The organism is Nocardioides sp. (genome assembly GCF_035576065.1).
GTDB lineage: Bacteria > Actinomycetota > Actinomycetes > Propionibacteriales > Nocardioidaceae > Nocardioides.
In genome coordinates this window covers 171,686-191,505 of record NZ_DATLWX010000015.1, presented here as the reverse complement: position 1 = coordinate 191,505, position 19,820 = coordinate 171,686, and the positions used below count along the sequence as shown (strand labels likewise).

Here is a 19,820-nt window from a genome sequence, read left to right as displayed (position 1 = left end):
CATCACTTGGTGTTGACGGTGATCTTGGCGACCCCGACCAGGAGTCCGGGCTTGACGGCGTCGGTCTTGAAGGTGTCGTTGAGCAGGGGGGCCGCCACCTTGGAGATGAGGACCTTCGTGCCCTGGAGGATCGCGGTCTTGCCCTTGGTCTGCAGCGGCTTCAGCGTGCTGCCGTTGAGCTGGAAGAGATAGGCGCTCGTTGCCGCGACCTTGCCGTTGACGGTGACGTCGCCGTACACACGAGAGACGCCGGGGTCCACGTTGAAGTTGGTCAGCAGGACCTTCGTGCCGCCCGCGCTCAGGGAGAGCCCTGACCCCTCGTGCTGGATCTGGCCGACGACGTAGTTGGGGACCGAGCCGGGCTCGAAGACCGAGACGTTGCCGCCAGTGATCGGGAAGATGAGCGAGCCGTCGGTCAGCTTGGCGCTACCCGTGACGCCGGGCGTCAGCTTGAGCGACGTCAAAGCGTCGGTGAAGCCCTTGTCGAGGGCGATCGCGGTGCTTTCTCCGCTGAGGTCGTCGATGGCGGCGACCGGCTCGGGAGCCGAGGACTCGTCGGAGCCGCAGGACGCGAGAGGGACGACGAGGACTGCGGCTGCCGCGATGCCGGCAAGGACCCGTTTGGGGGTGGAGGTGAGAGTAGCCATGGGACACACGTTCCTTCGTCGCAGTCATCGTGCCTGTCAGGAACAATTCGGATCTGCGCCGCAGACAGATTGGCTTGAGGACTGCCCACCCCGTGCGGTGGAATCAGGGCCGCTCGCGGCGCCGGGCACCTTCAGCGAGGGTGAGAAGAGCCGCCCCACGCCTACACGATCGCGGCTGGGGTCGCACGGGGTCACTTGCGGTAGGTCAGTGTCCGCACCCGGTGGTAGCCCTGCTCGACAGCGCGGCGGAGATCCTCTTCCGTGACGACGACCCCGGTGCAGGTAGCAGCCATGTCGTACCCGACGAAGCCGCTCGCCCAATCATCGTCTTCGGAGTCATTGCCGGAGTCGTCGTCGGCATCCAGGTCGACCCACACCGAATCGAACATCGACCGCAGTTCGGGAGGCACCGTCCCCTTCTCGGTCTCGTCGACGTACATGAACTCATGTGCGTCGAAGACGAGCACCCCGTCGCGAGCGCATCCGAACCGCTCGTGGGCCTGGATGTTCGATCGTGCGTGCCACCCCTGACAAGCAGGACCGTCAGCGGGACTCTCCGTCGATTCCCGCGTTGTCGAACAAGGCCGAGTAGTCGACACCTTCGTGATCCATGCCGCCGAGACTAGTGCTGGTGGATCTGTCGTCGCGTCAGCCATCGCGTGGTCGGGAGGATACGGGCCGATCATCCACCAGTGAGTAGAAGCCTCTCCATCGATGCTCGAACAGGCGTACGATTAATCCCAGACAGTGGTCATCGTTCTCCTGACTCGTTCAGCCTCCACCCCGCTGCCTGTCCCCCGGACTGATGGTCCGGGATCCGGCCGACATGCGGGGAGGAGCAACTGATGTCCGACATCGAGGAGTGGCGTGCTCCTGGGGTCCCCACTCCCCCGTCGCCGGTCCTGTCCGCTGCGATCGCGCAGCTGGACACGGCGTACGACGCCCTGTTCTCGCTCTCCCCGACGGCGCTCTCCGACGAGGACCTGACGGTGTTGCTCGACGCCGCGACCCGGTTGGCCGACCGGGGCGCCGGCGCGGTGACCGCCGCGGTCGGCGAAGCTGACCGGCGGCGCCTCGGGGACTCGATCGGCGCGCGACACACCGGGCAGTGGTGGGCGCGACGCTCGCGGTTGACCCGGCCCGAGGCCAACCGGCTGACCCGGCTCGGGAGGCTGTTGAGCGACGAGGTGTATGCCCCGGTCCAGGCCGGGCTCGCCAGCGGGCAGATCCACGCCGACCAGGCGTCGGCGATCGTCCATGCTGTCGAGGAGATCCCCTCCTCCCTTGGGGAGCTCCCCACGACAGCCGAGGCACCCGCGGTGTTGAAGGGGCGTGCGATCGAACATTTGTTGGTCCTCGCGAAGGCTCACGACGCGAAGGCATTGAGACTGCTCGGACGTCGGATCCTCGACATTGCGGCCCCTGAAGTGGTCGAAGCCGCGGAGGCCAAGGCGCTGGCAGACGAGGAAGCGGCCGCCGATCGCAAGGTCGCCCTCACCCTGCGCGACGACGGCAACGGCACCACGACCGGTCGGTTCACCCTCCCGACCGTAGCGGCGGAGATGTTCCGCAGACAGCTGATGGCCATCGTCGCTCCCACCCGCGTCAGCGCCCTCCTGAATGCCGACGACTCCCCCGACCACGACTCGCGACCTCTGCACGCCCGGCTCGGGTGGGCCTTCATCGACTGGATCGAGTGCTACCCGGCTGACCGTCTTCCCTCGTCCGGCGGTGTCTCCGTCACAGCAGTGGTGACGTTGTCCCTTGCGACCCTCACCGGCGGCCTCGAGGCCGCGTCGCTCGACACCGGCACCCGGATCAGCGCATCGCAGGCCCGCCGACTGGCCTGCGAGGCCGGGATCATCCCTGCCGTCCTGGGCGGGAGGTCCGAGATCCTCGACCTTGGCCGCACCCGCCGCTTCCACACCAAGGCCCAACGCGTCGCCCTCGCCCTGCGCGACCGGGGGTGCACTGCCGACGGCTGCGACCTGCCTCCGGCCGCCTGTCACGCCCACCACGACATCCGGTGGTCTGACGGCGGCCTGACCAACGTCGACGACGGCCGACTCCTGTGCCACCGCCACCACCGGGTCATCCACGACCCCCGCTACGAGACCACCCATCTCCCCGGCGGGAAGGTCGCCTTCCACCGGCGGACGTAGGCCCAACGCAAGAACCGAACGCAATACCGGCGATGCCCCGATGGCCCTGAACGGTGGCCTCAGTACAACCAGGTCGAGACCCGCTGGTCCCCCAGCATCGCGCGCAGCTCGACCTCGCTGAAGTCCTGACCCCCGAGCGCCTCGTGCGCTTGCCCTATGGCGATCACCGTCAGCGCATCGAAGTATTCGCCGACGTCGTCGAACATGCGGGTGAGGACGGCGGTGCCGTCACCTCCACGCCATCCGGCGGCCTGACCGCCGTCATGGTCGAAGTACCACACTGATCCGTCGTCCCGGTGGAAGCACCAGTAGTTGCCGTTGCCGAGATACGACCCGAAGGCAACCAGCGAGTCGACCTGCTCCAGGATGGCGATGCGATCCGGCAGCGTCTCCAGGAGATCTGGGATGCCCGGAAAGGCGTCAAGGAGCGGCCCGAACGCCTCGTAGCCACGCGGCGTGAGGGGCAGGATCTCTTCGAGAGTCTCGCTGGCCCCGAGCGCCAGATGGTAGGTACGCAACGACTGCGGGATCAGGACTCCGATCCGCTCCTCACACGCCACAGCCTCCACCTGACTCGCGGGCCGCAACGCCTGCGGTGTCGCCGTGTCATGGCGCACCCACGCCTGGATGAGGACGGCCTTGGACCACCAGCGCACTCGCTCGTCGAGCGACATGCCGGACGGGATGGCGAGGCTTGTGGGCACATCCTCGTCGCCGAACATCCCATCGAAGTCCCCGGACACGGCGCTGTGGGGGCGGAACCAGGCCTCCGCCAGTTCGTGAGGAGGCGCTGATCCCCATGGAACACGACGTAGCACCGCAACCGAGAACCACGGTGCCCACGATGCCCGGCTCGGCTCGGCAGGTCCCAGCACCAGAAAGTTCGCAGCCATCAACGCGTTGGTCTCTCCGGCCTGGATCCGCCGGAGCGTGCGGCCCGGAAGGAGCACCAGGCCCTCGAGCGTCTCCAGCCGGTCCACCAATGCACTCAAACCCCTGACCATCTGCACAGGGCCCATCCTGACGTGCATGCCGCGAGCACGCGCCAACCGCGTTGGTCTCTGGGAGACTCCCGCTGTGCCGTTTCCGGACGAGAAGTCTGCCAAGATCGTCGAGGTTGTGCCGTACAGACCCGAGTGGGCAACCGTTGGCCTGGAGCTCACCGCCAGGCTCGGGCGGATGCTTCCCGGCACGCGCGCGGTCGATCACATCGGTTCCACGTCCGTCCCCGGCCTGCCCGCCAAGGACTGCATCGACCTGATGGTGCGCGTCGTGTCCCTCGCCGACACGGATCTCAGTCCTCTCACCGAAGCGGGATTCCGAGAGAGACCAGAGGTTTGGAACCGGACGGAGGCACTGGGGGCGGTCACCTGTCCGAAGCGGGTGTTCGCGCCCCCCGTCGGCGGCAGGAGGGTCAACGTCCATGTCCGCGAGGCGGGCGCCCAAACCGCTCGGTACTCACTGCTCTTCCGCGACTTCCTCAGAGCAAACGACGACCACCGCGACACGTGGGGCCGGTTCAAGATGCGCCTCGCCGAGGAGGGCCCTGACATCCACACCTACGGGCAGCTGAAGGCGAGCGCGCAACCTCTGCTGATGGCTCTCGCCGAAGACTGGGCAGCAGAGACGGGCTGGCGGCCCTGAGCCGGACGAGACTCCTCTGGGACGATGCTCCGATGCAACGCTCCAGACTCCACGTGACGGGCGCGAGCGGCGCCGGAACCACCACCCTCGCGCGGGCCGTCGCCGACGCCTGGGCCGTACCTCACGCAGATGCGGACGACTACTTCTGGGTGCCCACTGATCCGCCGTACGTCGACAAGCGACCCGACGCGGAACGCATCGCGCTCATGGAGCAGGTGTTCCTGCCGCGCGAGGCCTGGGTCGTGTCGGGCTCGATGCTCGGGTGGGGCAAGAGCGTGGTGGCGCGTTGCGACGCCGTCGTGTTCCTCACGCTGGACCCGGCTGAACGCCTCCGACGCATCGAAGCCCGCGAGCGCGTGCGACGCCAGGGAGGTCCGGTGGACGAGGCGGCCTTGAGCGCGTTCCTCGCGTGGGCTCGCGGATACGACGACCCCTCGTTCACGGGCCGCAGTCGCGCGGCCCACGAGGACTGGCTCACGAGGCTGACCTGTCCCGTCCTTCGACTCGACAGCTCGCTCTCCCCCGAAGCCTTGCGTGACGAGGTGCTCGCCTGGAGCCCCACCTCGGGCTGAGGAGCAGGGAGATTTCTCGGCGGCCAGGGAACTGTTCGGTGCCGCTACGTCCTCTAACAGGTGAAAGGGGGTTGGCACATGAGTCGGGACGACGACTTCGCGGCGTTCGCCAGCGGCCGATGGTTGTCGCTGGCGCGGTCCGCAGTGCTGCTCGGTGCCGGCCACCACGAGGCCGAGGACCTCGCGCAGACCGTGTTGATGCGCTGCTACGTCTCGTGGAGCCGAGTGGCGGCAGCGGCACATCCCGATGCGTACGTCGCCCGGATGCTCGTCAACGAGTTCGCCCGCTCGCGACGGAGGAAGTGGTGGCAGGAACGTCCCACCTCCGACCTCCCTGAGTCCTTCACCTCGGATGGCGCGGACGGCGCCGACGCCGTCGACGGGGCCGACGCCGTGGCTCGCGCGCTCGCCGGACTCGGGGCCAGGCACCGCGAGGTCGTGGTCCTGCGGCACTACCTGCACCTCAGCGAACGCCAGATAGCCGAGGCGCTCGGCGTCCCCGAGGGGACGGTCAAGAGCCGCCTTTCCCGAGCGCACCGGCACCTCGCTGCCGACCCCCACTTGACCTCCCTCCGCGACGGGACGACCCGATGAACGACCCCACGAACGACCCGGCCCGCGACCACCTCGAGGACGCCGAAACGGAAGCCCTCCTCGAACGCCTGGCGGAGACGTTTCCCCACCGCGCCGTCCCACTGCCGACGCTGCTGAGCGCCGCACGACAGGGGAAGCGGCGCAGGAACCGACGGGTGGTCGCGGCCAGTCTGGTCGCTGTCGCCCTGGTCGTCGGCGGTGGTGCGGTCGGGCTGTCCGCGACGGGAAGCAACGACACGGACCGTCACGACCCGGATGCTGCGGCTGACCCGACCGCCAGGACCGAATGCGCAACAGATGGACCACGAACCGCCGGTGCTATCCCGCTCCCGCAAGGACCGAACTATCCCACCAACGCCAACGGCCTCACCTACGGCGCAGGTGGCCGGGATGGGAGGCCGCACCCTGACCTGATGGCCGCCATCGGGAACTGCGGCGTGGAGGGATACGTGCACGCAGCCGACCTGGAGGAGGAGCCACCGTGGGAGCCCGGCGCCGGTGACGGTGAGCCGCGGACGGTGGGGGTGTTCGAGTCGGACGGTGTCACGCAGGTCGACACGTTCACCCAGGAGAGTGGCCTGCCGACGAGCGACACCAGGACCGGGCCCGAGGGCGGCGGGGTTGATGGTGCAGAGCTCCAGGGCGAGTGGGTGGCCATCATCGCCGGCAACCCTCAGGAGTACGACACCTACCGCGACCTCGACCTGCGCATGACCGTCGACGGGGACCGGGTGCAGGTGTGGGACGGCTGCCAGAGCTGGGAGGCCGGGTTCAGCCTCATCGATGGCGAGTTCGTCCTCACCGACTCCTTCGTGGCACTCGACTCCCAGGCACCCGACTGCGACCGTGCCGCCCCGCTACCTGAGGTGGTCGAGAACGTTCGCCACCTCACCCGATACCGCGGTGAAATGTACCTGCACCTGGAGAACTGGAAGATCGTGCTGCCGCTGACGCCTGCGCAGCAGTGACCCGGAGTCACCCCGTGCGCGGAGGTCGCCGCATATGCGGGGGACCCGACGAACGCCCCGGAGTGGTACGTCAACATCCACTCGGTGAGCTGGCGCACCCCCGACACCGCAAGCGTTGCCCGGTGGCCGTCAGCGTCCAACAGGGGCTCAGGCCTCGACGACCTCGATGCTGAAGTTGACCGTGAGGCCATCGACGTCCGAGGTGGTGGCCCGCACGGTGGCGTCGCCGTCGGAGCTGGAGGTGACCTCGCACATGGCGGACTCCCCCTCCTCGCCGATCAGTTCGCCGTCGCAGGTGACTCCGGTGACCTCGATCCCTTGGTCGGTGAAGTAGCTGTCGACGCCCGAGGCGAGCTCGGTCTCGGAGATGAACAGGGTCTGGCTGAACTCGACCTCCTCGCCCTCGACGGCGTCCACCGTGAGCCGGATGCCGGTGCTGGTTCCGGCAGCCGTGGCCTTGCAGTCCTGGGTTGCGCCGACCTCGGCGGTCAGGTCGTCCTGGCAGACGACCTCGACCTGGTCGGCATCCTCGCCGGTGATCCGAGCGGCCACGGCCTTCTCGAGCTCCGCCTGGGTGACCGTGGGGTCGCCGGATCCGACCGAGACCTCGCCGCTGCAGGCACCGAGCAGCGGGACCGCCAGGATCAGCGCCGTCAGCAGGCTTGCCCGAGCAGCGGGGCGCGGGGACATAGGCATGGCGACCTCGTTCAGAAAATTGGGGCGACCGAGGGCCGACCGTTGGAGGAGCAGTCTGTCCTCGTTGCGCGGTGTCGGCCGCAGATCGGTCATCCTTGCCCCATCCATCTAGACCAGACGTACGACCGGACCTGTCGTGGAAGAGGTCGAAGAGCTCGTCGGCCAGGCCGCCCTCTCTTGGCGCCTCTGAGCGTGGGCCGATCGAGCCGTTGCGGCATTCCGTCCCGCCGATCAACTAGACCAGAGTCTGGCCAGACCCCGATCCTGTGGGAAGTCTCTTAGTAGCCGCGATGCGTGTTCGCCGATGAGCCCTCGGATGTTGGGAGAAGACTCGCGGAGACCGGCGGTCAGCCTCGGCGGAACCAGGCTCGTCGCTTGGGCCGCTCTGCGGACGGGTCTGCCTCGACCGGGTCCCCGAATGGTTCGGTCGACCCGTCCCACCCGTTGGTCCCGGATGGGGTCAGGCCACCCGCTGAGAACGTGTAGCCCCATTCCGAACCGTCCTCGCCAGACAACCTGACCGTGCCATCGCTCACCCAATTCGCAAGCTCTGCATAGAAGGCAGTCGCCTGCTCTGACCACTTCGGATCGCCCTCCTCGTCGGTGGCGAGGACCAACCACTCGCCATCGCGGGTGATCGAGGTCGCGGCGCATGTCGCGAGGTCGGCCAAGGACGTGACCGGCCACTGCGGGTCATCGGGGTCGAACCAGCCCCGCCGGTCTGCCATCGCCGCCTTCAGTGCCTCGAAGGCAGCCCCCTCGCGGTCGAGGGGCAGCAGCACTCGTCCAGCTGTCTCCACCAGGTAGCCCATGGCTGCCAGCGTGCCAGATGCACACTCGCTGAGCTTCAGCCGACGGCGACCTCAGCCAGGAGTTGCGCGATCCGCTGGGGCTCGTGGTCCAGAGCCGGGGTGGAGACGGCCACCTCGGTCATGACCCGCCCGGGCTCGCGGGACGCCCGCCACAGCCCGGTCATTCGCAGCCGCTCGCGCTCCATCACTCCCAGCAGCCGTTCGTTGACCGCATCGTCGGTGCCGTCGGCGTGCAGCAGGAACGTCGGCGTGTGCGGCTGCGCCGGGTTGGCGATGATGCCGAGGGCCGGCAGCTCGGCCGCGAGCGTCCGCGCCCACGCCAGGCACTCCCCCATCCGGGGCAGCAGCTCACGGAGCCCGAGCAGCGCGGCCAGCGCCTCCGGGGTCGAGCGATACAGGGTGCCGCCCATCCGGGTCCGCCACACCCGCGCCTCCGCCAGGAAGTCCTCCGAGCCGATCAGTGCGGCCCCGGCGATCCCCCGGAGTCCCTTGTAGAACGAGACATACATGCTGTCGCTCAGCGCAGCGATCTCCGCGAGCGACGTCCCCCAGAACGGCTGGGACTCCCAGATCCGGGCGCCATCGACATGGAGCGGTACGCCGCGGTGGCGGGCAGCGGCCGAGAGGTCGGTCAGCTCCTGCCAGGTGGGGAGCAGGCAGCCGGCGTCCCGGAGTGGCAGCTCCACCAGCGCCGCCCCCAGCCGGCCGACCACTCCGTGCAGCGCCTCCGCCGTCGCGACCTCCGCGCCCGTGGTCAGGTGCTCGACCTGGAAGCCGTGCAGGCGACGAGGGCCGTCCTGCTCGTGGACCAGGAGGTGCGACAGGTCCGGCATCGCCACCCGGCTGGTCCCCGAACGGTCGCACCACACCCGGAGCGCGGACTGCTGAGCCATCACGCCACTGGGGAAGAAGGCTGCCGGCTTGCCGAACAGCGCCTCGAGCTGCTCCTCGAGCATCGCGACCGGGCCGCGGGCGCCGTACTGGTCCCAGGAGACGTCGAGCTCGTCGGCCAGGTCGGCGAGCCGTCGCAGGGCTGCTCCCGGCGTCTCGACCGGGTGCCAGAAGACTGTTGCGTCGCAGGCGGCCGTCAGGCCCCGAAAGCGGGTCAGGTGGTCGGGCATCGGCCCAGCCTGCCACTTCTCAAAGGCTCCTCGAGGACTTGGGGGCCACGGAGCCGTCGCACGGGTGGCTGCTTGGATGGCGTCATGACCAACTCGCTGCTGAGCCCGTCGACCCTGCCCTTCGACCTGCCCGACTACGCCAACCTCACGGATGCGGACTTCCGCGAGGCGATCGAGATGGGGATGGCCGAGCACCTGGCCGAGCTCGACGCGGTGGCGAGGGGCACCGAGCCAGCGACCGTCGCCAACGTCCTGGAGGCGTGGGAGCGAAGCGGCAGCCTGTTGACCCGCGCCATGAACGCCTTCTGGGTCGCCAAGGCCGCCGACACCAATGACGAGCGCGACGCGATCGAGGAGGACATCGCTCCCAAGCTGGCACAGCACGAGGACGCGATCCTCCTCAACGAACAGCTCTACGCCCGGCTGACGGAGCTCAAGGCGCGTGCAGACGGCGGTGAGGTGACCCTGGACGCACAGGACGCACACCTGCTGCGCGAGAACCTCAAGGACTTCGAACGCGGCGGCATCGCGATTCCGGCGGAGCAGCAGACACGGCTGCGCGAGCTGAACACGGAGCTCGCGACCCTCTCGACCCGCTTCGACCAGCTGCTCGTTGCCGGCCGCAACGCCGCGGGCGTGCTCGTCACCGACGAAGCCGAGCTCGCGGGACTCGGCGCCGACGACGTGGCTGCGGCCCGCGAGGCGGCGCAGGCGACCGACCGCGAGGGCTGGCTGCTCACCATCACGAACACCACCGGGCAGCCCGTGCTGGCCGACCTGGACCACCGCGCCACCCGCGAGCGCGTGTTCCGGGCCAGCGCGGACCGTGGGCTCCGCCCCGGCGAGCACGACACCCGCGAGGTGCTCCTCACCATGGCTCGTCTTCGCGACGAGCGGGCGCGTCTGCTCGGCTACCCCCACCATGCGGCGTACGCCGCAGAGGACGGGTGTGCCGGCAGCACAGCGGCGGTCAACGAGATCCTCGGCCGTCTCGGGCCGGCGGCATACGACCTCGTCCGCGCGCGTGGCGAGCAGCTCCAGGACCACCTCCAGGAGATCGAGCCGGGAGCCACGCTGGAGCCTTGGGACTGGGCGTACGTCGACAGCCGACTTCGGCAGCAGGAGGCGGCCCTCGACCAGGGCGCCCTGCGTCCCTACCTCGAGTTCGACCGCGTGCTGGTCCACGGCGTCTTCGCCGCTGCGACCGCGCTCTACGGCGTCACCTTCCACAGGCGGGAGGACCTCGTCGGCTACACCGACGACGCCCGCGTCTACGAGGTCCGCGAGGAGGACGACAGGGTCCTCGGCGCAGTGGTCATCGACCCCTACACGCGTGCGACCAAGCAGGGCGGCGCCTGGATGACGAGCATCGTCGACCAGAGCGCTCTGCTGGGCGACGCGCCGGTCGTCACCAACACCTGCAACTTCCCCCCGCCGGCCCCGGGCAGCCCGAGCCTGCTGTCGTGGGACAACGTGATCACGCTCTTCCACGAGTTCGGCCACGACCTGCACGGACTGCTCTCCGACGTCCGCTACCCGAGCCGCAGCGGCACCTCCGTCCCCCGCGACTTCGTCGAGTTCCCCAGCCAGGTCAACGAGATCTGGGCGCGCGAGCCCCGGCTCGTGGCGGACTACGCACGCCACCACGAGACCGGCGATCCGCTGCCGGACGACCTGCGCGACCAGCTGCTCGACACCTCCGGCAAGGAGACCTACCGCTACGCCGAGCTGCTGGCCGCGATGATCGTCGACCAGGCCTGGCACCAGACGGCCGCGGCCGACCTGCCCATGGACACCGACGGCGTCGAGGCCTTCGAGCTCGCGGCCCTCGAGGCGGCCGGGGTGGGCTACCGCCCGGTGCCGCCGCGCTACCGCTCGACGTACTTCCACCACATCTTCGGTGGGGGCTACTCCGCGGCCTACTACTCCTACCTGTGGTCGGAGATCATGGACGCCGACACCGTGGCCTGGTTCACGGAGCAGGGCGGCCTGAGCCGCGAAGCAGGTGAGCGCTTCCGCCGCACCCTGCTGGCCCCCGGCGGGTCGGTGGACGCGATGGAGTCCTACCGGTCCTTCCGCGGCACCGACCCGGACCTCGCCCACCTGCTGAAGCGGATCGGCGCGGAGTAGCGCCGGGCGTCTCGCTACAGGCTGCGCAGCCGGTGCCAGGCCAGGCTGGCGCCGGCTCGCACCGTCCGGGGGGCGCGCAGCGCGTCGAGCACCGGCGTGCGCTGGCGCGTCCAGTCCGGGTCGCTCGGCATCGCCCCTTCGAGACCGACACCGTCGACGGCTCGCCGGATCGCCTCGTGGACGCTCATGAGCTCACCACCCGACGCCGGGACCCACGTGGAGGCGGGCCGGCAGACCATGTCGTGACGCAGCGAGTCGACGAGTGCGGTGACGGTCCAGAAGGGCGCCTGCACCAGCCCGGCCGTGCCCACCGCGACCACCATCGGCGGCGCCAGGAACACGGGCACCCGGACCCGCAGCAGGCGCGCGGCACGGCTGTAGGCAGCCAGAAGACGCGGGTAGCGAAGGACATCCGGTCCACCGATGTCGACCGAACCGGTCAGCGACGAGTCGGGGGACAGCGCCTCCACCAGCGCCCGGACCGCGTCGGTCACGGAGATCGGCTGGACCCGCGAGCGCAGCCACCATGGGATCGGCTGGACGACCAGCAGCGACCCGAGCTGTCGGATCACCTCGAACGACGTCGACCCCGCGCCGATGATCACCCCGGCTCGCAGGGCCACGATGGATGCCTCCGACCTGAGCAGCTCCTCCTCCACCTCGAGCCGCGAGGTGATGTGTGCGGACAGCTCGTCGCGCGGCACGTCCGGGACCAGCCCACTGAGGTAGACCAGCCGGGACACACCCGCATCGTCGACACCGCGGCGTACGACCTCGGCGCCCAACAGGTCGCGACCGGCGAACTCCCGGCCGCTCATGGAGTGCACGAGGTAGCAGACCGCGTCGACGTCGACGAGTGCAGCTGCCACACCGTCGGCCGAGGTGACGTCGCACTGCATCCAGTCGACGGCAGACCCCCAGTCGAACCGATCGGGAACGGGCGGGGAGGAGGAGGCAGCCACGACGGTGTGGCCCTCGTCGAGGAGGGAGGGAACAAGCCGCGAACCGACGTAGCCGGTCGCCCCGAGCACCAGGATGCGCATCTCACTCCCCCAGGTGGCGGAGCATGTTGGCGGCGAACCGCTTGCCCATGGCCGCGACGACCCCGTGCATGACTGTCTGGACGGCGATCCGCGAGATTCTCGGCAGCGGCAGGTCGCACCAGATCTCGAGGTCGATGGCCACCCGCGTCCCCGAGCCGTCTGGTGCCAGCAGGTAGCTGCCCTCGACGCCGGTCCGTTCCGCTGTCTTCGCCGGATCGTGCGTGAAGCCGATGCGGGTCGGCTTCTCGAACGTCATCACCTCGGTGAAGACCGGCATGACGGTCGCGCTCATCACCGGGATGTGCGTCAGGTGCCACGTCCACCGCTCCGGGTCGTCGGAGGTGGAGTCCACCACGATGCGTTCGAGGTACGGCGTCAGGACGGGCAGCAGCTCCGGGTCGGTCAGCACGTCCCAGACCCGCTCCGGGTCGGCGCGCAGGGTGGCGGTGGAGGTGGTGCGAGCTCGGAAGCGGTTCACGTCCCGAGCCTAGACAGCAACACCCCGAGCGCAGGGACCGGGCGCAGGGACCGGACGCAGGCACCGGCGTTAGCCTGTGACCCGTGCTCATCTCCGACGAACGCCGGATGCTCTTCGTCCACATCCCGAAGACCGGCGGGGCGTCGGTCGAGCAGCTGCTCCGCGAGATGTGCCCGGACGCCCGCTCGGTCGACAAGCAGCGGCACGCGCGGTTGCGCCGGATCCTGGCCCGGCACCCTGAGCTCGAGGGCTACTGGTCCTTCGGCTTCGTCCGCAATCCGTGGGCCCGGATGGTGTCGTGGCACTCGATGATCGAGACCTGGAACCACCGCTGGGGACCGGCCTCGGGTCGCCCCCAGGAGGGTCAGTGGGGATCGACCCGGGACGGCAACCCGTTGTGGCGCGCGGCCGCGGACTACGCCGACTTCGAGGAGTTCATCCTCCGCGGCACCGCCGAGCTGGACCGGCTGGCGATGCCCCAGGTCGACTACCTGGTCGACGGCGACCAGCGCGCCGACTTCATCGGCCGGACCGAGTCGCTCGCCGACGACATGGCACGAGTCCAGCGCGAGCTCGGGCTGCCGGTCACCGAGATCCCGCGTCGCAACACCACCTCGCACGGGTCGTACCGCGACTACTACTCCTCCGCGACCCGCGACCGGGTCGGCGAGGTCTACGCCCGGGACGTCGAGGCGTTCGGCTACGACTTCTGAGCCTGCCCGCGCCCGGCGTCACTGATGGGCGTCACTGGTCCTGACATGCCGGGTCTTGCGCGGCCGCGCCGGTACGTCGAGAGGCGCGCCTCGGGCCCCGGCCCACTCGCCCGTCTCGGCCAATCGTGACTGGACGGCGTATTCCGGTGCGAAGTAGTCGACGAGCTCGGACCGGGTGGTCTCCGACAGCTCGGGCGTCACCCGCTGCACGGCCTGGGAGACATTGCGCCGCTCGAAGGTGAGGTCGGCGCCCAGCCGCGACCCGAACCACGGCATCCAGGCATCCGGGCGCTCGACGGCGAAGACCCGGTCCACCTCCACCCGCCCCTCGTTGGTGAGGAACTGACCAGGCCGCCCGCGCGGGGTGGGCGCCGTGGGGTCGCCGTCGACGTACCGCCGTGCGTAGTCCTCGAAGCTCAGGTCCTGGGTGGAGTTGCCGATCGCCCCGTCGAGACGGAACCGGTAGCGCCACCACGACTCCAGCCAGGCGACCGGCTCCCGGAACATGGTCACGAGCTCATAGCTCTCGCGTGGGTGACCCTCCGCGGCCAGACCGGGCGCGACCCGCTTGGCGAATCCGGTACAGCCGAGGTGCTTGCGGCTGGGTGGGCGATCGATGACGAGCGAGGCGTACGGCGACAGTGCCGACTCGATGGACGTCGAGGCGCACTTCGGCATGGCCAGCAGCACGAAGCCGTGTGCGGGGAAGGCCATCATGGCGACCGATCATGTCAGACCCCTCTGCCGGCACCGTGGACTGTTCGAGATCACCCGGGCAGGCGTTCGGGCCGGCCGCGCACTCGAGGTGCGCGACCGGCCCGACGAGGTGGATCAGCCGTTGCCGCCGGCGCGGAAGTCGAGCCACGCGTCGCTCATGCGGTCTGCCTGACCCTGGGTGAACATGTTCATGCAGGAGTCCTGCGTGTAGTCCATGAAGTTGTTGATCGGGTCCAGACCCGGCGCGTCACAGGTGTTGGCGCCGACCGGGCAGTCGAACTGCGGCATCGCCTCGGCGGGGGTGTCTGCCACACCGTCGCCCTTGGCCGAGCAGCCCCCGGCGAAGGTGTGCTCGAGCATCATCCAGTGACCGACCTCGTGCGTCAGGGTGTCGCCCAGCGCATACTTGCCCGCCGTCCCGCCGGGCATCGACTCATCGAGGATGACGACGCCGTCAACGTAGTCACGGCCGTTGTTGTAGCCCTTCGGGAAGTAGGCCCAGCCCAGCAGACCACCGCCGATGTCCGCCGCGTAGATGTTGAGGGTCTCCGAGTCGCCCTGATGCAGTGTCGCCTTCATGTCGCGCTCGGTCTTCCCCGGGGAGACGTTGGCCCAGGCGGCGTTCGTGACGAAGTTGGTCGAGACGAGATCGAAGCGGAAAGGCGTGTCCGCTGCTTCCGGTGCCGTGGTGCCGGAGAACGCGTCGTTCAGGACGTCCATCTGATCGGTGACCATCGTCTCCAGCCGCGTCCTCTGCGCCGCGGTCGGGGCGGCGGCCGTGATGACGTGGAAGACCGTCTCGATGTCCACCGAGCCGTCGACCATCGTGGGCAGGTCGGTGATCAGACCGTACTGGTTGGCCTCGTTCGGGCTGTAGAGCGCCGGCTCCTTGGCCGTGGCACCCTTCTTGACCCGGGCGGCGGAACTGTCCTCCTCGGCGCAGCCGGCACCAGCGTCGGAAGCGATGGCGGCAAAGACCGGGCTGACGGCGAACGTGAGCGGCGAGAGAGCCAGGATGCTGGTGACCGCGGCGGCGCGGGCAAGGCGGGTGTGACGCATGGAGGGAGTTCCCTTCGAGGGGTCTGGTGTGACCCAGACAACCTATGCGGGAATGGCCCTTTTGGGTACACCCAACCGCCCCCTTCGACCGCTTGCCCGACTTCTCGGTGGTGGACCTACGTGCGGTAAGCCCCGCGGTAGTACAACAACGGCTCGTCGGCGTCGCCCACGGCGAGGTCGACGACCTTGCCGATGACGAGGTAGTGGTCCCCCGCCTCGTGGATGACCTCGACGGTGCAGTCGACGTGGCCGACGGTCGCGTCGAGCACTGGGGACCCGGTCATCCTGCTCGGGGTCCACGCCACACCGGCGAACTTGTCCTCGTCGCCGTCGGAGGCCATCTGTTCGGAGATCGCCTGCTGGCCGCCCGCCAGGAAGTTGACGCAGAACACCCCGGTGCGCCGGATCGAGGCGAAGGCACGCGACTTCCTGGTCGGCAGGAACGCAACCAGCGGCGGGTCGAGAGACACGCTCGTGAACGACTGGGCGGTCATGCCGACCGGCTCGCCGCCGAGCGTCGTCGTCACGACGGTGACGCCCGAGGCGTAGCGACCCAGCACCTCGCGGAAGAGCCGCGCCCGGGTCTGCGTCTCCTCGCAGTCGACCTCGACCGTCTCCCCGGGGCGCCACTCGAAGCCGTGCGGGAAGTTCTCGTCGGCGGCCTGTACGTTCACGGAACCATTCTCGCGCACCTCGAGCCCGTACGCCGACGCCCGCCCGTCGAGGACTGGACGTGACCGTCCGGCGCGCCGGACATGGCCCACACTGACGCTCATGACCTTCCCGGACGGCTGGACGCAGGGCGCGCACACCTACGACGGCACCAGCCACCCGACGTACCGCCGCGGAGACGGGCCGGGCGTGATCATCGTCCACGAGATCCCGGGCATCACGCCCGAGGTGGCCGCCTTCGGTCAGGAGGTCGTGGACGCCGGCTACACCGTGGTGATGCCCAGCCTCTTCGGCACCGACGGCGCCCGCATGACTCCCCTGGCCACGGCCCGGGCACTCCGGCAGGTGTGCGTCAGCCGGGAGTTCACCAAGCTCCGCACCGGTGTCACGACACCCGTTGCCGGCTGGCTGAGGTCACTGGCGCGCGAGCTGCACGACGAGCTCGGCGGCCCCGGCGTCGGCGCCCTGGGCATGTGCTTCACCGGCGGCTTCGCGCTGGCGATGATGGTGGACGCCCCCGTTGCGGCACCGGTCCTCTGTCAGCCGAGCACGCCGTTCGTGCCCGGCGCCAAGCGGGGAGCCGACCTCAACCTCTCGCCGGCAGATCTCGACGTCGTCAAGGGCAAGTGCGCTGCCGGGCAGCAGGTCCTCGGTCTGCAGTTCCGCTCCGACCCGCTCACCGGCACCCGCTTCGACACCCTCACCCGGGAGCTCGGCGAGGCGTTCATCCGCATCGACCTCGAGGGCAAGGGACACTCCACCGTCACCGAGCACCGTCAGCAGGAGGCCATCGACGCCGTGCTCACCTTCTTCGCCGACAACCTGCGCTGACACAGCGGCTCCGGGCGTCAGTCCGAGCTCCCGTCTGTCACCGTGTCGGACGCCACACGGGACGTCCGACGCGGTGGTAGCTCCGGCAGCCGAGTCAGCGGACGTCCCGCCGAACGTCCGACACTCTGGGCGCCACTTCGTCGGACGCAGAGCGCGCCAGTGGCTGTCCCGCGGCGAAGATTGCGGTACTTCGGTGTCACCTGGTGGCAGCAGACGACCGCCATCTTCGGGAGCCTCATGATGAACGACTAGCGTCGACCTCGTGACGCTGATCGTGATGTCCGGCCTCCCCGGCAGCGGCAAGAGCACGGTCGCGAAGCAACTGGCGGCCGAGCTGTCGTGCGCCGTGATCGCGGTCGACACCATCGAGCACGGGCTGCGACAGGCCGGAGTCGACAGCTCCCAGCCGATCGGACTTGCGGCGTACGCCGTCGCGAACCGGCTCGTCGACGTGCAGCTCGCGCTCGGTCACACCGTCATCGCGGACGCGGTCAACCATCACCCCGACGCGCGACAGGCCTGGCTCGACCTGGCTGCGGCTCACGACGTGGACCTGCGGGTCATCCAGGTCGAGTGCAGCGACGAGCAGCTGCACCGCGCGCGGCTCGAGACACGCCAGCACGAGCTCCGAACAGTCCCGTGGTCGCGGGTCGTTGCCTTGCGAGACACCTGGCTTCCGTGGCCAGTCGCTGTGGAGAGGGTGGACACGGCTCCCTTCACAGGTGACTGAGACGGGAACACGTTCTAGTTCCCCGGTACCATCGTTGCCGTGAGCTACCTGCGACGCCAAGCGGTCCTCGCCGCGCTGACCGCCAACGCCCTACGCCCGGTGCCCGGCCTGCGCGCCGGCTTCCCCTCGTTCGTCGCCGGCTGGATCTTCGGCGAGCTGGCCCCCCAGATGCTGGCGCTGACAGCCGTCGACTCGGCCGCCCAGCTGCGCTCATCGCGCCGTCCGAGCCGCCAGACCAGGCTCGGCCTCGGTCTGGCAGCCCTCAGCACGGCAGGGCTCGCGCACCTCGTCCGCCAGTCCCAGCAGGTCAAGGGCCAGGTGGAGGACGCTCTCGTCGAGGGGCTCGGCGTGGACTACGTCGAACAGCTCGATGCGGCCCCCACCCCCGCAGACCTCGCCACACCGTGGCGACGGCTCGTCAACCCGTTCAACTTCACCAACCCGGCGGTCCAGGTCGAACGGAACATCGCGTATGCCGAGTTCGGCCGTCGTTCCATGCTCGACATCTACCGCCCGGCAGATGGCCCGGACGATGGCCCGGACGATGGCACCGCCCTTGCTGACGCGCCGGTGCTCCTCCAGGTGCACGGCGGCGGGTGGCGGGTCGGCGCCAAGCACCGTCAGGCCATCCCGTTGATGCAGCACATGGCGCAGCGCGGCTGGGTCTGCGTGGCGATCACCTACCGACTCGCGCCCCGGGACCCCTTCCCCGCGCAGGTCATCGACGTGAAGCGGGCCCTCGCCTGGGTCAAGGACCACATCGCCGACTACGGCGGCAACCCCGACTACGTCGTCATCACCGGCGGCTCGGCCGGCGGACACCTCGCCTCGTTGGCCGCGGTCACCCCCAACGCGCGGGAGTGGCAGCCCGGCTTCGAGGACGCCGACACCTCGGTCCAGGCGGCCATCCCGCACTACGGCGTCTACGACTTCGCCGGCTCGACCGGTCTCCGCAACGCCATCCGCATGCGCGACGGCTTCCTGGGACCGAAGGTGCTGATGAAGCGCTGGAAGGACGACCCAGAGGCCTTCGAGGCCGCCTCACCCATCCTGCGCGTCGACGGCGACGAGCCAGACTTCTTCGTCATCCACGGCACGGGCGACACGCTGGTCGACGTCGGTCAGGCCCGAGCGTTCGTGGAGAAGCTGCGCCGGGTCTCGAAGAAGTCCGTCGTGTACGCCGAGCTCCCCGGCGCCCAGCACTCGTTCGACACGTTCCCCTCGATCCGGTCGGCCCACGTGGTGCGCGCGATCGAGCGCTACCTCGGCTGGCACTGGAACACGTGGCGGGCGGGCCTTCCCGTCGACCACGAGGTCGCTCCCGCCTCTCCCTAGGTCACAACCAAAGCGTCCGATTCGTCAGACTGGTGACGGACCACGACAGGAGACGTGACATGGAGTCCTTCGAGCAGCACCGCGGACACCTGACAGCGGTGGCGACACGGATCCTGGGTCCGGGCGGAGACGCCGAGGACGCCGTCCAGGAGACCTGGCTCCGCTTCGAGCGTGCCGACACCGCCGACGTCGAGAACCTGCGGGGTTGGCTCACCACGGTCGTGAGCCGGATCTGCCTCGACCAGCTCCGGTCTCGGACGGCGCGACGCGAGGATCTCGTCGACCACCACCTTGAACGGCCGACCGAAGATCCGACGCCGGAGGACGACGCAGTCCTGGCGGAGGCCGTCGGCAGCGCCATGCAGACCGTGCTGGACGAGCTGACCCCGCCCGAGCGCGTGGCCTTCGTGCTGCACGACCTGTTCGCGGTGTCCTTCGACGAGATCGCAGCGTTGCTCGACCGCTCCCCGGCCGCGACGCGCCAGCTCGCCTCCCGGGCGCGTCGGCGGATCCGCGGGACGACCCCCGCAACCGCTCCCGGACGCGAGGTGGTCGACGCCTTCCTGCGAGCGGCACGCGCCGGGGAGCTCGACACGCTGATCGCGCTGCTCGACCCCGACGTCGTGCTGCGAGCCGACGCCACGACGGCCGCGATGGGACCGGCACCACTGCTCATCGGGCCGCAGGACGTGGCCAACCGGTTCAACGGCGGAGCCCAGTCCGCCAAGCTGATGATCGTGGACGGCATCGCCGGCGCAGCGTGGATGCATCGCGGCGAAGCCAGGGTGGTCTTCGACTTCACCGTCATCGACGGCCGCATCGTGGCCATCGACCTGCTCGCCGACCCCGAGGTCCTTGCCGGACTCGTGCTCGAACCCGCCTGAGGAGGGCGCCGA

The 19,820-nt window shown here is 69.5% G+C and carries 22 protein-coding genes; 11 read left to right on the top strand and 11 right to left on the bottom strand.

Annotated elements, in window-relative coordinates; genetic code table 11:
- Positions 1-2 precede the first annotated feature (2 nt).
- Both VNJ48_RS08585 and VNJ48_RS08580 read right to left on the bottom strand, forming a co-directional pair.
- The gene (locus VNJ48_RS08585; protein WP_325601081.1) at positions 3-647 is read right to left on the bottom strand and encodes a hypothetical protein; all 645 of its coding nucleotides are present in this window, start codon (positions 645-647) and stop codon (positions 3-5) included.
- 191 nt (positions 648-838) lie between these two features.
- Entirely contained in the window at positions 839-1,303 is a 465-nt protein-coding gene (locus VNJ48_RS08580; protein WP_325601079.1) for a DUF6461 domain-containing protein, read from the bottom strand.
- Positions 1,304-1,492: 189 nt separating this feature from the next.
- Between VNJ48_RS08580 and VNJ48_RS08575 the strand changes: the two genes are divergently transcribed.
- A complete protein-coding gene (locus VNJ48_RS08575) occupies positions 1,493-2,809 on the top strand; it encodes an HNH endonuclease signature motif containing protein (protein ID WP_325601077.1) in 1,317 nt (438 codons plus the stop codon).
- A gap of 59 nt (positions 2,810-2,868) precedes the next feature.
- Here the strand turns inward: VNJ48_RS08575 and VNJ48_RS08570 are convergent, their stop codons facing one another.
- Positions 2,869-3,801 carry an SMI1/KNR4 family protein gene (locus tag VNJ48_RS08570; RefSeq protein ID WP_325601075.1) on the bottom strand — a complete coding sequence of 311 codons (933 nt, stop codon included), beginning with the start codon at positions 3,799-3,801 and terminating at the stop codon, positions 2,869-2,871.
- Positions 3,802-3,886: 85 nt separating this feature from the next.
- Here VNJ48_RS08570 and VNJ48_RS08565 point away from each other — a divergent pair, with 85 nt between their 5' ends.
- The 4 genes from VNJ48_RS08565 to VNJ48_RS08550 all read left to right on the top strand — a co-directional run bounded on the left by VNJ48_RS08565 (position 3,887) and on the right by VNJ48_RS08550 (position 6,587).
- A complete protein-coding gene (locus VNJ48_RS08565; protein ID WP_325601073.1) occupies positions 3,887-4,453 on the top strand; it encodes a GrpB family protein in 567 nt (188 codons plus the stop codon).
- Positions 4,454-4,485: 32 nt separating this feature from the next.
- Positions 4,486-5,025: an AAA family ATPase gene (locus VNJ48_RS08560; protein WP_325601071.1), complete on the top strand. Its 540-nt coding sequence runs from the start codon at positions 4,486-4,488 to the stop codon at positions 5,023-5,025.
- A 78-nt stretch (positions 5,026-5,103) separates the two neighbouring features.
- Entirely contained in the window at positions 5,104-5,619 is a 516-nt protein-coding gene (locus tag VNJ48_RS08555; protein WP_325601069.1) for a SigE family RNA polymerase sigma factor, read from the top strand.
- Complete coding sequence (locus VNJ48_RS08550) at positions 5,616-6,587, top strand: hypothetical protein (RefSeq protein ID WP_325601067.1); 972 nt, start codon at positions 5,616-5,618, stop codon at positions 6,585-6,587. Before VNJ48_RS08555 ends, VNJ48_RS08550 begins: the two co-directional genes overlap by 4 nt.
- Before the next feature lie 147 nt (positions 6,588-6,734).
- Here VNJ48_RS08550 and VNJ48_RS08545 read toward each other — a convergent pair whose 3' ends face one another.
- The 3 genes from VNJ48_RS08545 to VNJ48_RS08535 form a co-directional block, all read right to left on the bottom strand.
- On the bottom strand, positions 6,735-7,283 hold the full coding sequence (locus VNJ48_RS08545) for a DUF4333 domain-containing protein (RefSeq protein WP_325601065.1): 549 nt from the start codon (positions 7,281-7,283) through the stop codon (positions 6,735-6,737).
- A 347-nt stretch (positions 7,284-7,630) separates the two neighbouring features.
- Positions 7,631-8,095, bottom strand: coding sequence for a hypothetical protein (locus VNJ48_RS08540; protein WP_325601063.1), 465 nt, complete (start codon positions 8,093-8,095; stop codon positions 7,631-7,633).
- Positions 8,096-8,130: 35 nt separating this feature from the next.
- Positions 8,131-9,216 (bottom strand): threonine aldolase family protein, encoded by a 1,086-nt coding sequence (locus VNJ48_RS08535; RefSeq protein WP_325601061.1) that lies wholly within the window; start codon positions 9,214-9,216, stop codon positions 8,131-8,133.
- Positions 9,217-9,300: 84 nt separating this feature from the next.
- Here VNJ48_RS08535 and VNJ48_RS08530 point away from each other — a divergent pair, with 84 nt between their 5' ends.
- On the top strand, positions 9,301-11,346 hold the full coding sequence (locus tag VNJ48_RS08530) for a M3 family metallopeptidase (protein WP_325601059.1): 2,046 nt from the start codon (positions 9,301-9,303) through the stop codon (positions 11,344-11,346).
- Positions 11,347-11,360: 14 nt separating this feature from the next.
- Here VNJ48_RS08530 and VNJ48_RS08525 read toward each other — a convergent pair whose 3' ends face one another.
- Together VNJ48_RS08525 and VNJ48_RS08520 are read right to left on the bottom strand one after the other, a co-directional pair.
- Entirely contained in the window at positions 11,361-12,389 is a 1,029-nt protein-coding gene (locus tag VNJ48_RS08525; protein WP_325601057.1) for an NAD(P)H-binding protein, read from the bottom strand.
- Position 12,390: 1 nt separating this feature from the next.
- On the bottom strand, positions 12,391-12,867 hold the full coding sequence (locus VNJ48_RS08520; RefSeq protein ID WP_325601055.1) for an SRPBCC family protein: 477 nt from the start codon (positions 12,865-12,867) through the stop codon (positions 12,391-12,393).
- Positions 12,868-12,950: 83 nt separating this feature from the next.
- On the opposite strand from VNJ48_RS08520, the gene VNJ48_RS08515 reads away from it, so the two are divergent.
- The gene (locus VNJ48_RS08515; RefSeq protein WP_325601053.1) at positions 12,951-13,580 is read left to right on the top strand and encodes a sulfotransferase family 2 domain-containing protein; all 630 of its coding nucleotides are present in this window, start codon (positions 12,951-12,953) and stop codon (positions 13,578-13,580) included.
- Positions 13,581-13,598: 18 nt separating this feature from the next.
- Here VNJ48_RS08515 and VNJ48_RS08510 read toward each other — a convergent pair whose 3' ends face one another.
- From VNJ48_RS08510 to VNJ48_RS08500, 3 genes are all read right to left on the bottom strand, one after another.
- Positions 13,599-14,297 carry a hypothetical protein gene (locus VNJ48_RS08510; protein WP_325601051.1) on the bottom strand — a complete coding sequence of 233 codons (699 nt, stop codon included), beginning with the start codon at positions 14,295-14,297 and terminating at the stop codon, positions 13,599-13,601.
- Positions 14,298-14,411: 114 nt separating this feature from the next.
- Positions 14,412-15,356, bottom strand: coding sequence for a zinc metalloprotease (locus tag VNJ48_RS08505; RefSeq protein WP_325601049.1), 945 nt, complete (start codon positions 15,354-15,356; stop codon positions 14,412-14,414).
- 116 nt (positions 15,357-15,472) lie between these two features.
- Entirely contained in the window at positions 15,473-16,030 is a 558-nt protein-coding gene (locus tag VNJ48_RS08500) for a flavin reductase family protein (protein WP_325601047.1), read from the bottom strand.
- Between the two features lie 100 nt (positions 16,031-16,130).
- Here VNJ48_RS08500 and VNJ48_RS08495 point away from each other — a divergent pair, with 100 nt between their 5' ends.
- The 4 genes from VNJ48_RS08495 (at position 16,131) to VNJ48_RS08480 (ending at position 19,808) form a co-directional block, all read left to right on the top strand.
- Positions 16,131-16,859: a dienelactone hydrolase family protein gene (locus VNJ48_RS08495; protein WP_325601045.1), complete on the top strand. Its 729-nt coding sequence runs from the start codon at positions 16,131-16,133 to the stop codon at positions 16,857-16,859.
- A gap of 262 nt (positions 16,860-17,121) precedes the next feature.
- On the top strand, positions 17,122-17,589 hold the full coding sequence (locus VNJ48_RS08490; RefSeq protein WP_325601043.1) for an ATP-binding protein: 468 nt from the start codon (positions 17,122-17,124) through the stop codon (positions 17,587-17,589).
- A gap of 39 nt (positions 17,590-17,628) precedes the next feature.
- A complete protein-coding gene (locus VNJ48_RS08485; RefSeq protein WP_325601041.1) occupies positions 17,629-18,924 on the top strand; it encodes an alpha/beta hydrolase in 1,296 nt (431 codons plus the stop codon).
- Positions 18,925-18,983: 59 nt separating this feature from the next.
- Positions 18,984-19,808 (top strand): sigma-70 family RNA polymerase sigma factor, encoded by an 825-nt coding sequence (locus tag VNJ48_RS08480; protein ID WP_325601039.1) that lies wholly within the window; start codon positions 18,984-18,986, stop codon positions 19,806-19,808.
- The last annotated feature ends 12 nt before the right edge of the window (positions 19,809-19,820 follow it).

Bases quoted from the DNA above. Each gene is read 5' to 3' on its own strand.
- VNJ48_RS08585 (WP_325601081.1), bottom strand. From the start codon at position 647: ATGGCTACTCTCACCTCCACCCCCAAACGGGTCCTTGCCGGCATCGCG.
- VNJ48_RS08580 (WP_325601079.1), bottom strand. From the start codon at position 1,303: ATGGCTGACGCGACGACAGATCCACCAGCACTAGTCTCGGCGGCATGG.
- VNJ48_RS08575 (WP_325601077.1), top strand. From the start codon at position 1,493: ATGTCCGACATCGAGGAGTGGCGTGCTCCTGGGGTCCCCACTCCCCCG.
- VNJ48_RS08560 (WP_325601071.1), top strand. From the start codon at position 4,486: ATGCAACGCTCCAGACTCCACGTGACGGGCGCGAGCGGCGCCGGAACC.
- VNJ48_RS08555 (WP_325601069.1), top strand. From the start codon at position 5,104: ATGAGTCGGGACGACGACTTCGCGGCGTTCGCCAGCGGCCGATGGTTG.
- VNJ48_RS08550 (WP_325601067.1), top strand. From the start codon at position 5,616: ATGAACGACCCCACGAACGACCCGGCCCGCGACCACCTCGAGGACGCC.
- VNJ48_RS08545 (WP_325601065.1), bottom strand. From the start codon at position 7,283: ATGCCTATGTCCCCGCGCCCCGCTGCTCGGGCAAGCCTGCTGACGGCG.
- VNJ48_RS08540 (WP_325601063.1), bottom strand. From the start codon at position 8,095: ATGGGCTACCTGGTGGAGACAGCTGGACGAGTGCTGCTGCCCCTCGAC.
- VNJ48_RS08535 (WP_325601061.1), bottom strand. From the start codon at position 9,216: ATGCCCGACCACCTGACCCGCTTTCGGGGCCTGACGGCCGCCTGCGAC.
- VNJ48_RS08530 (WP_325601059.1), top strand. From the start codon at position 9,301: ATGACCAACTCGCTGCTGAGCCCGTCGACCCTGCCCTTCGACCTGCCC.
- VNJ48_RS08525 (WP_325601057.1), bottom strand. From the start codon at position 12,389: ATGCGCATCCTGGTGCTCGGGGCGACCGGCTACGTCGGTTCGCGGCTT.
- VNJ48_RS08510 (WP_325601051.1), bottom strand. From the start codon at position 14,297: ATGATGGCCTTCCCCGCACACGGCTTCGTGCTGCTGGCCATGCCGAAG.
- VNJ48_RS08505 (WP_325601049.1), bottom strand. From the start codon at position 15,356: ATGCGTCACACCCGCCTTGCCCGCGCCGCCGCGGTCACCAGCATCCTG.
- VNJ48_RS08495 (WP_325601045.1), top strand. From the start codon at position 16,131: ATGACCTTCCCGGACGGCTGGACGCAGGGCGCGCACACCTACGACGGC.
- VNJ48_RS08480 (WP_325601039.1), top strand. From the start codon at position 18,984: ATGGAGTCCTTCGAGCAGCACCGCGGACACCTGACAGCGGTGGCGACA.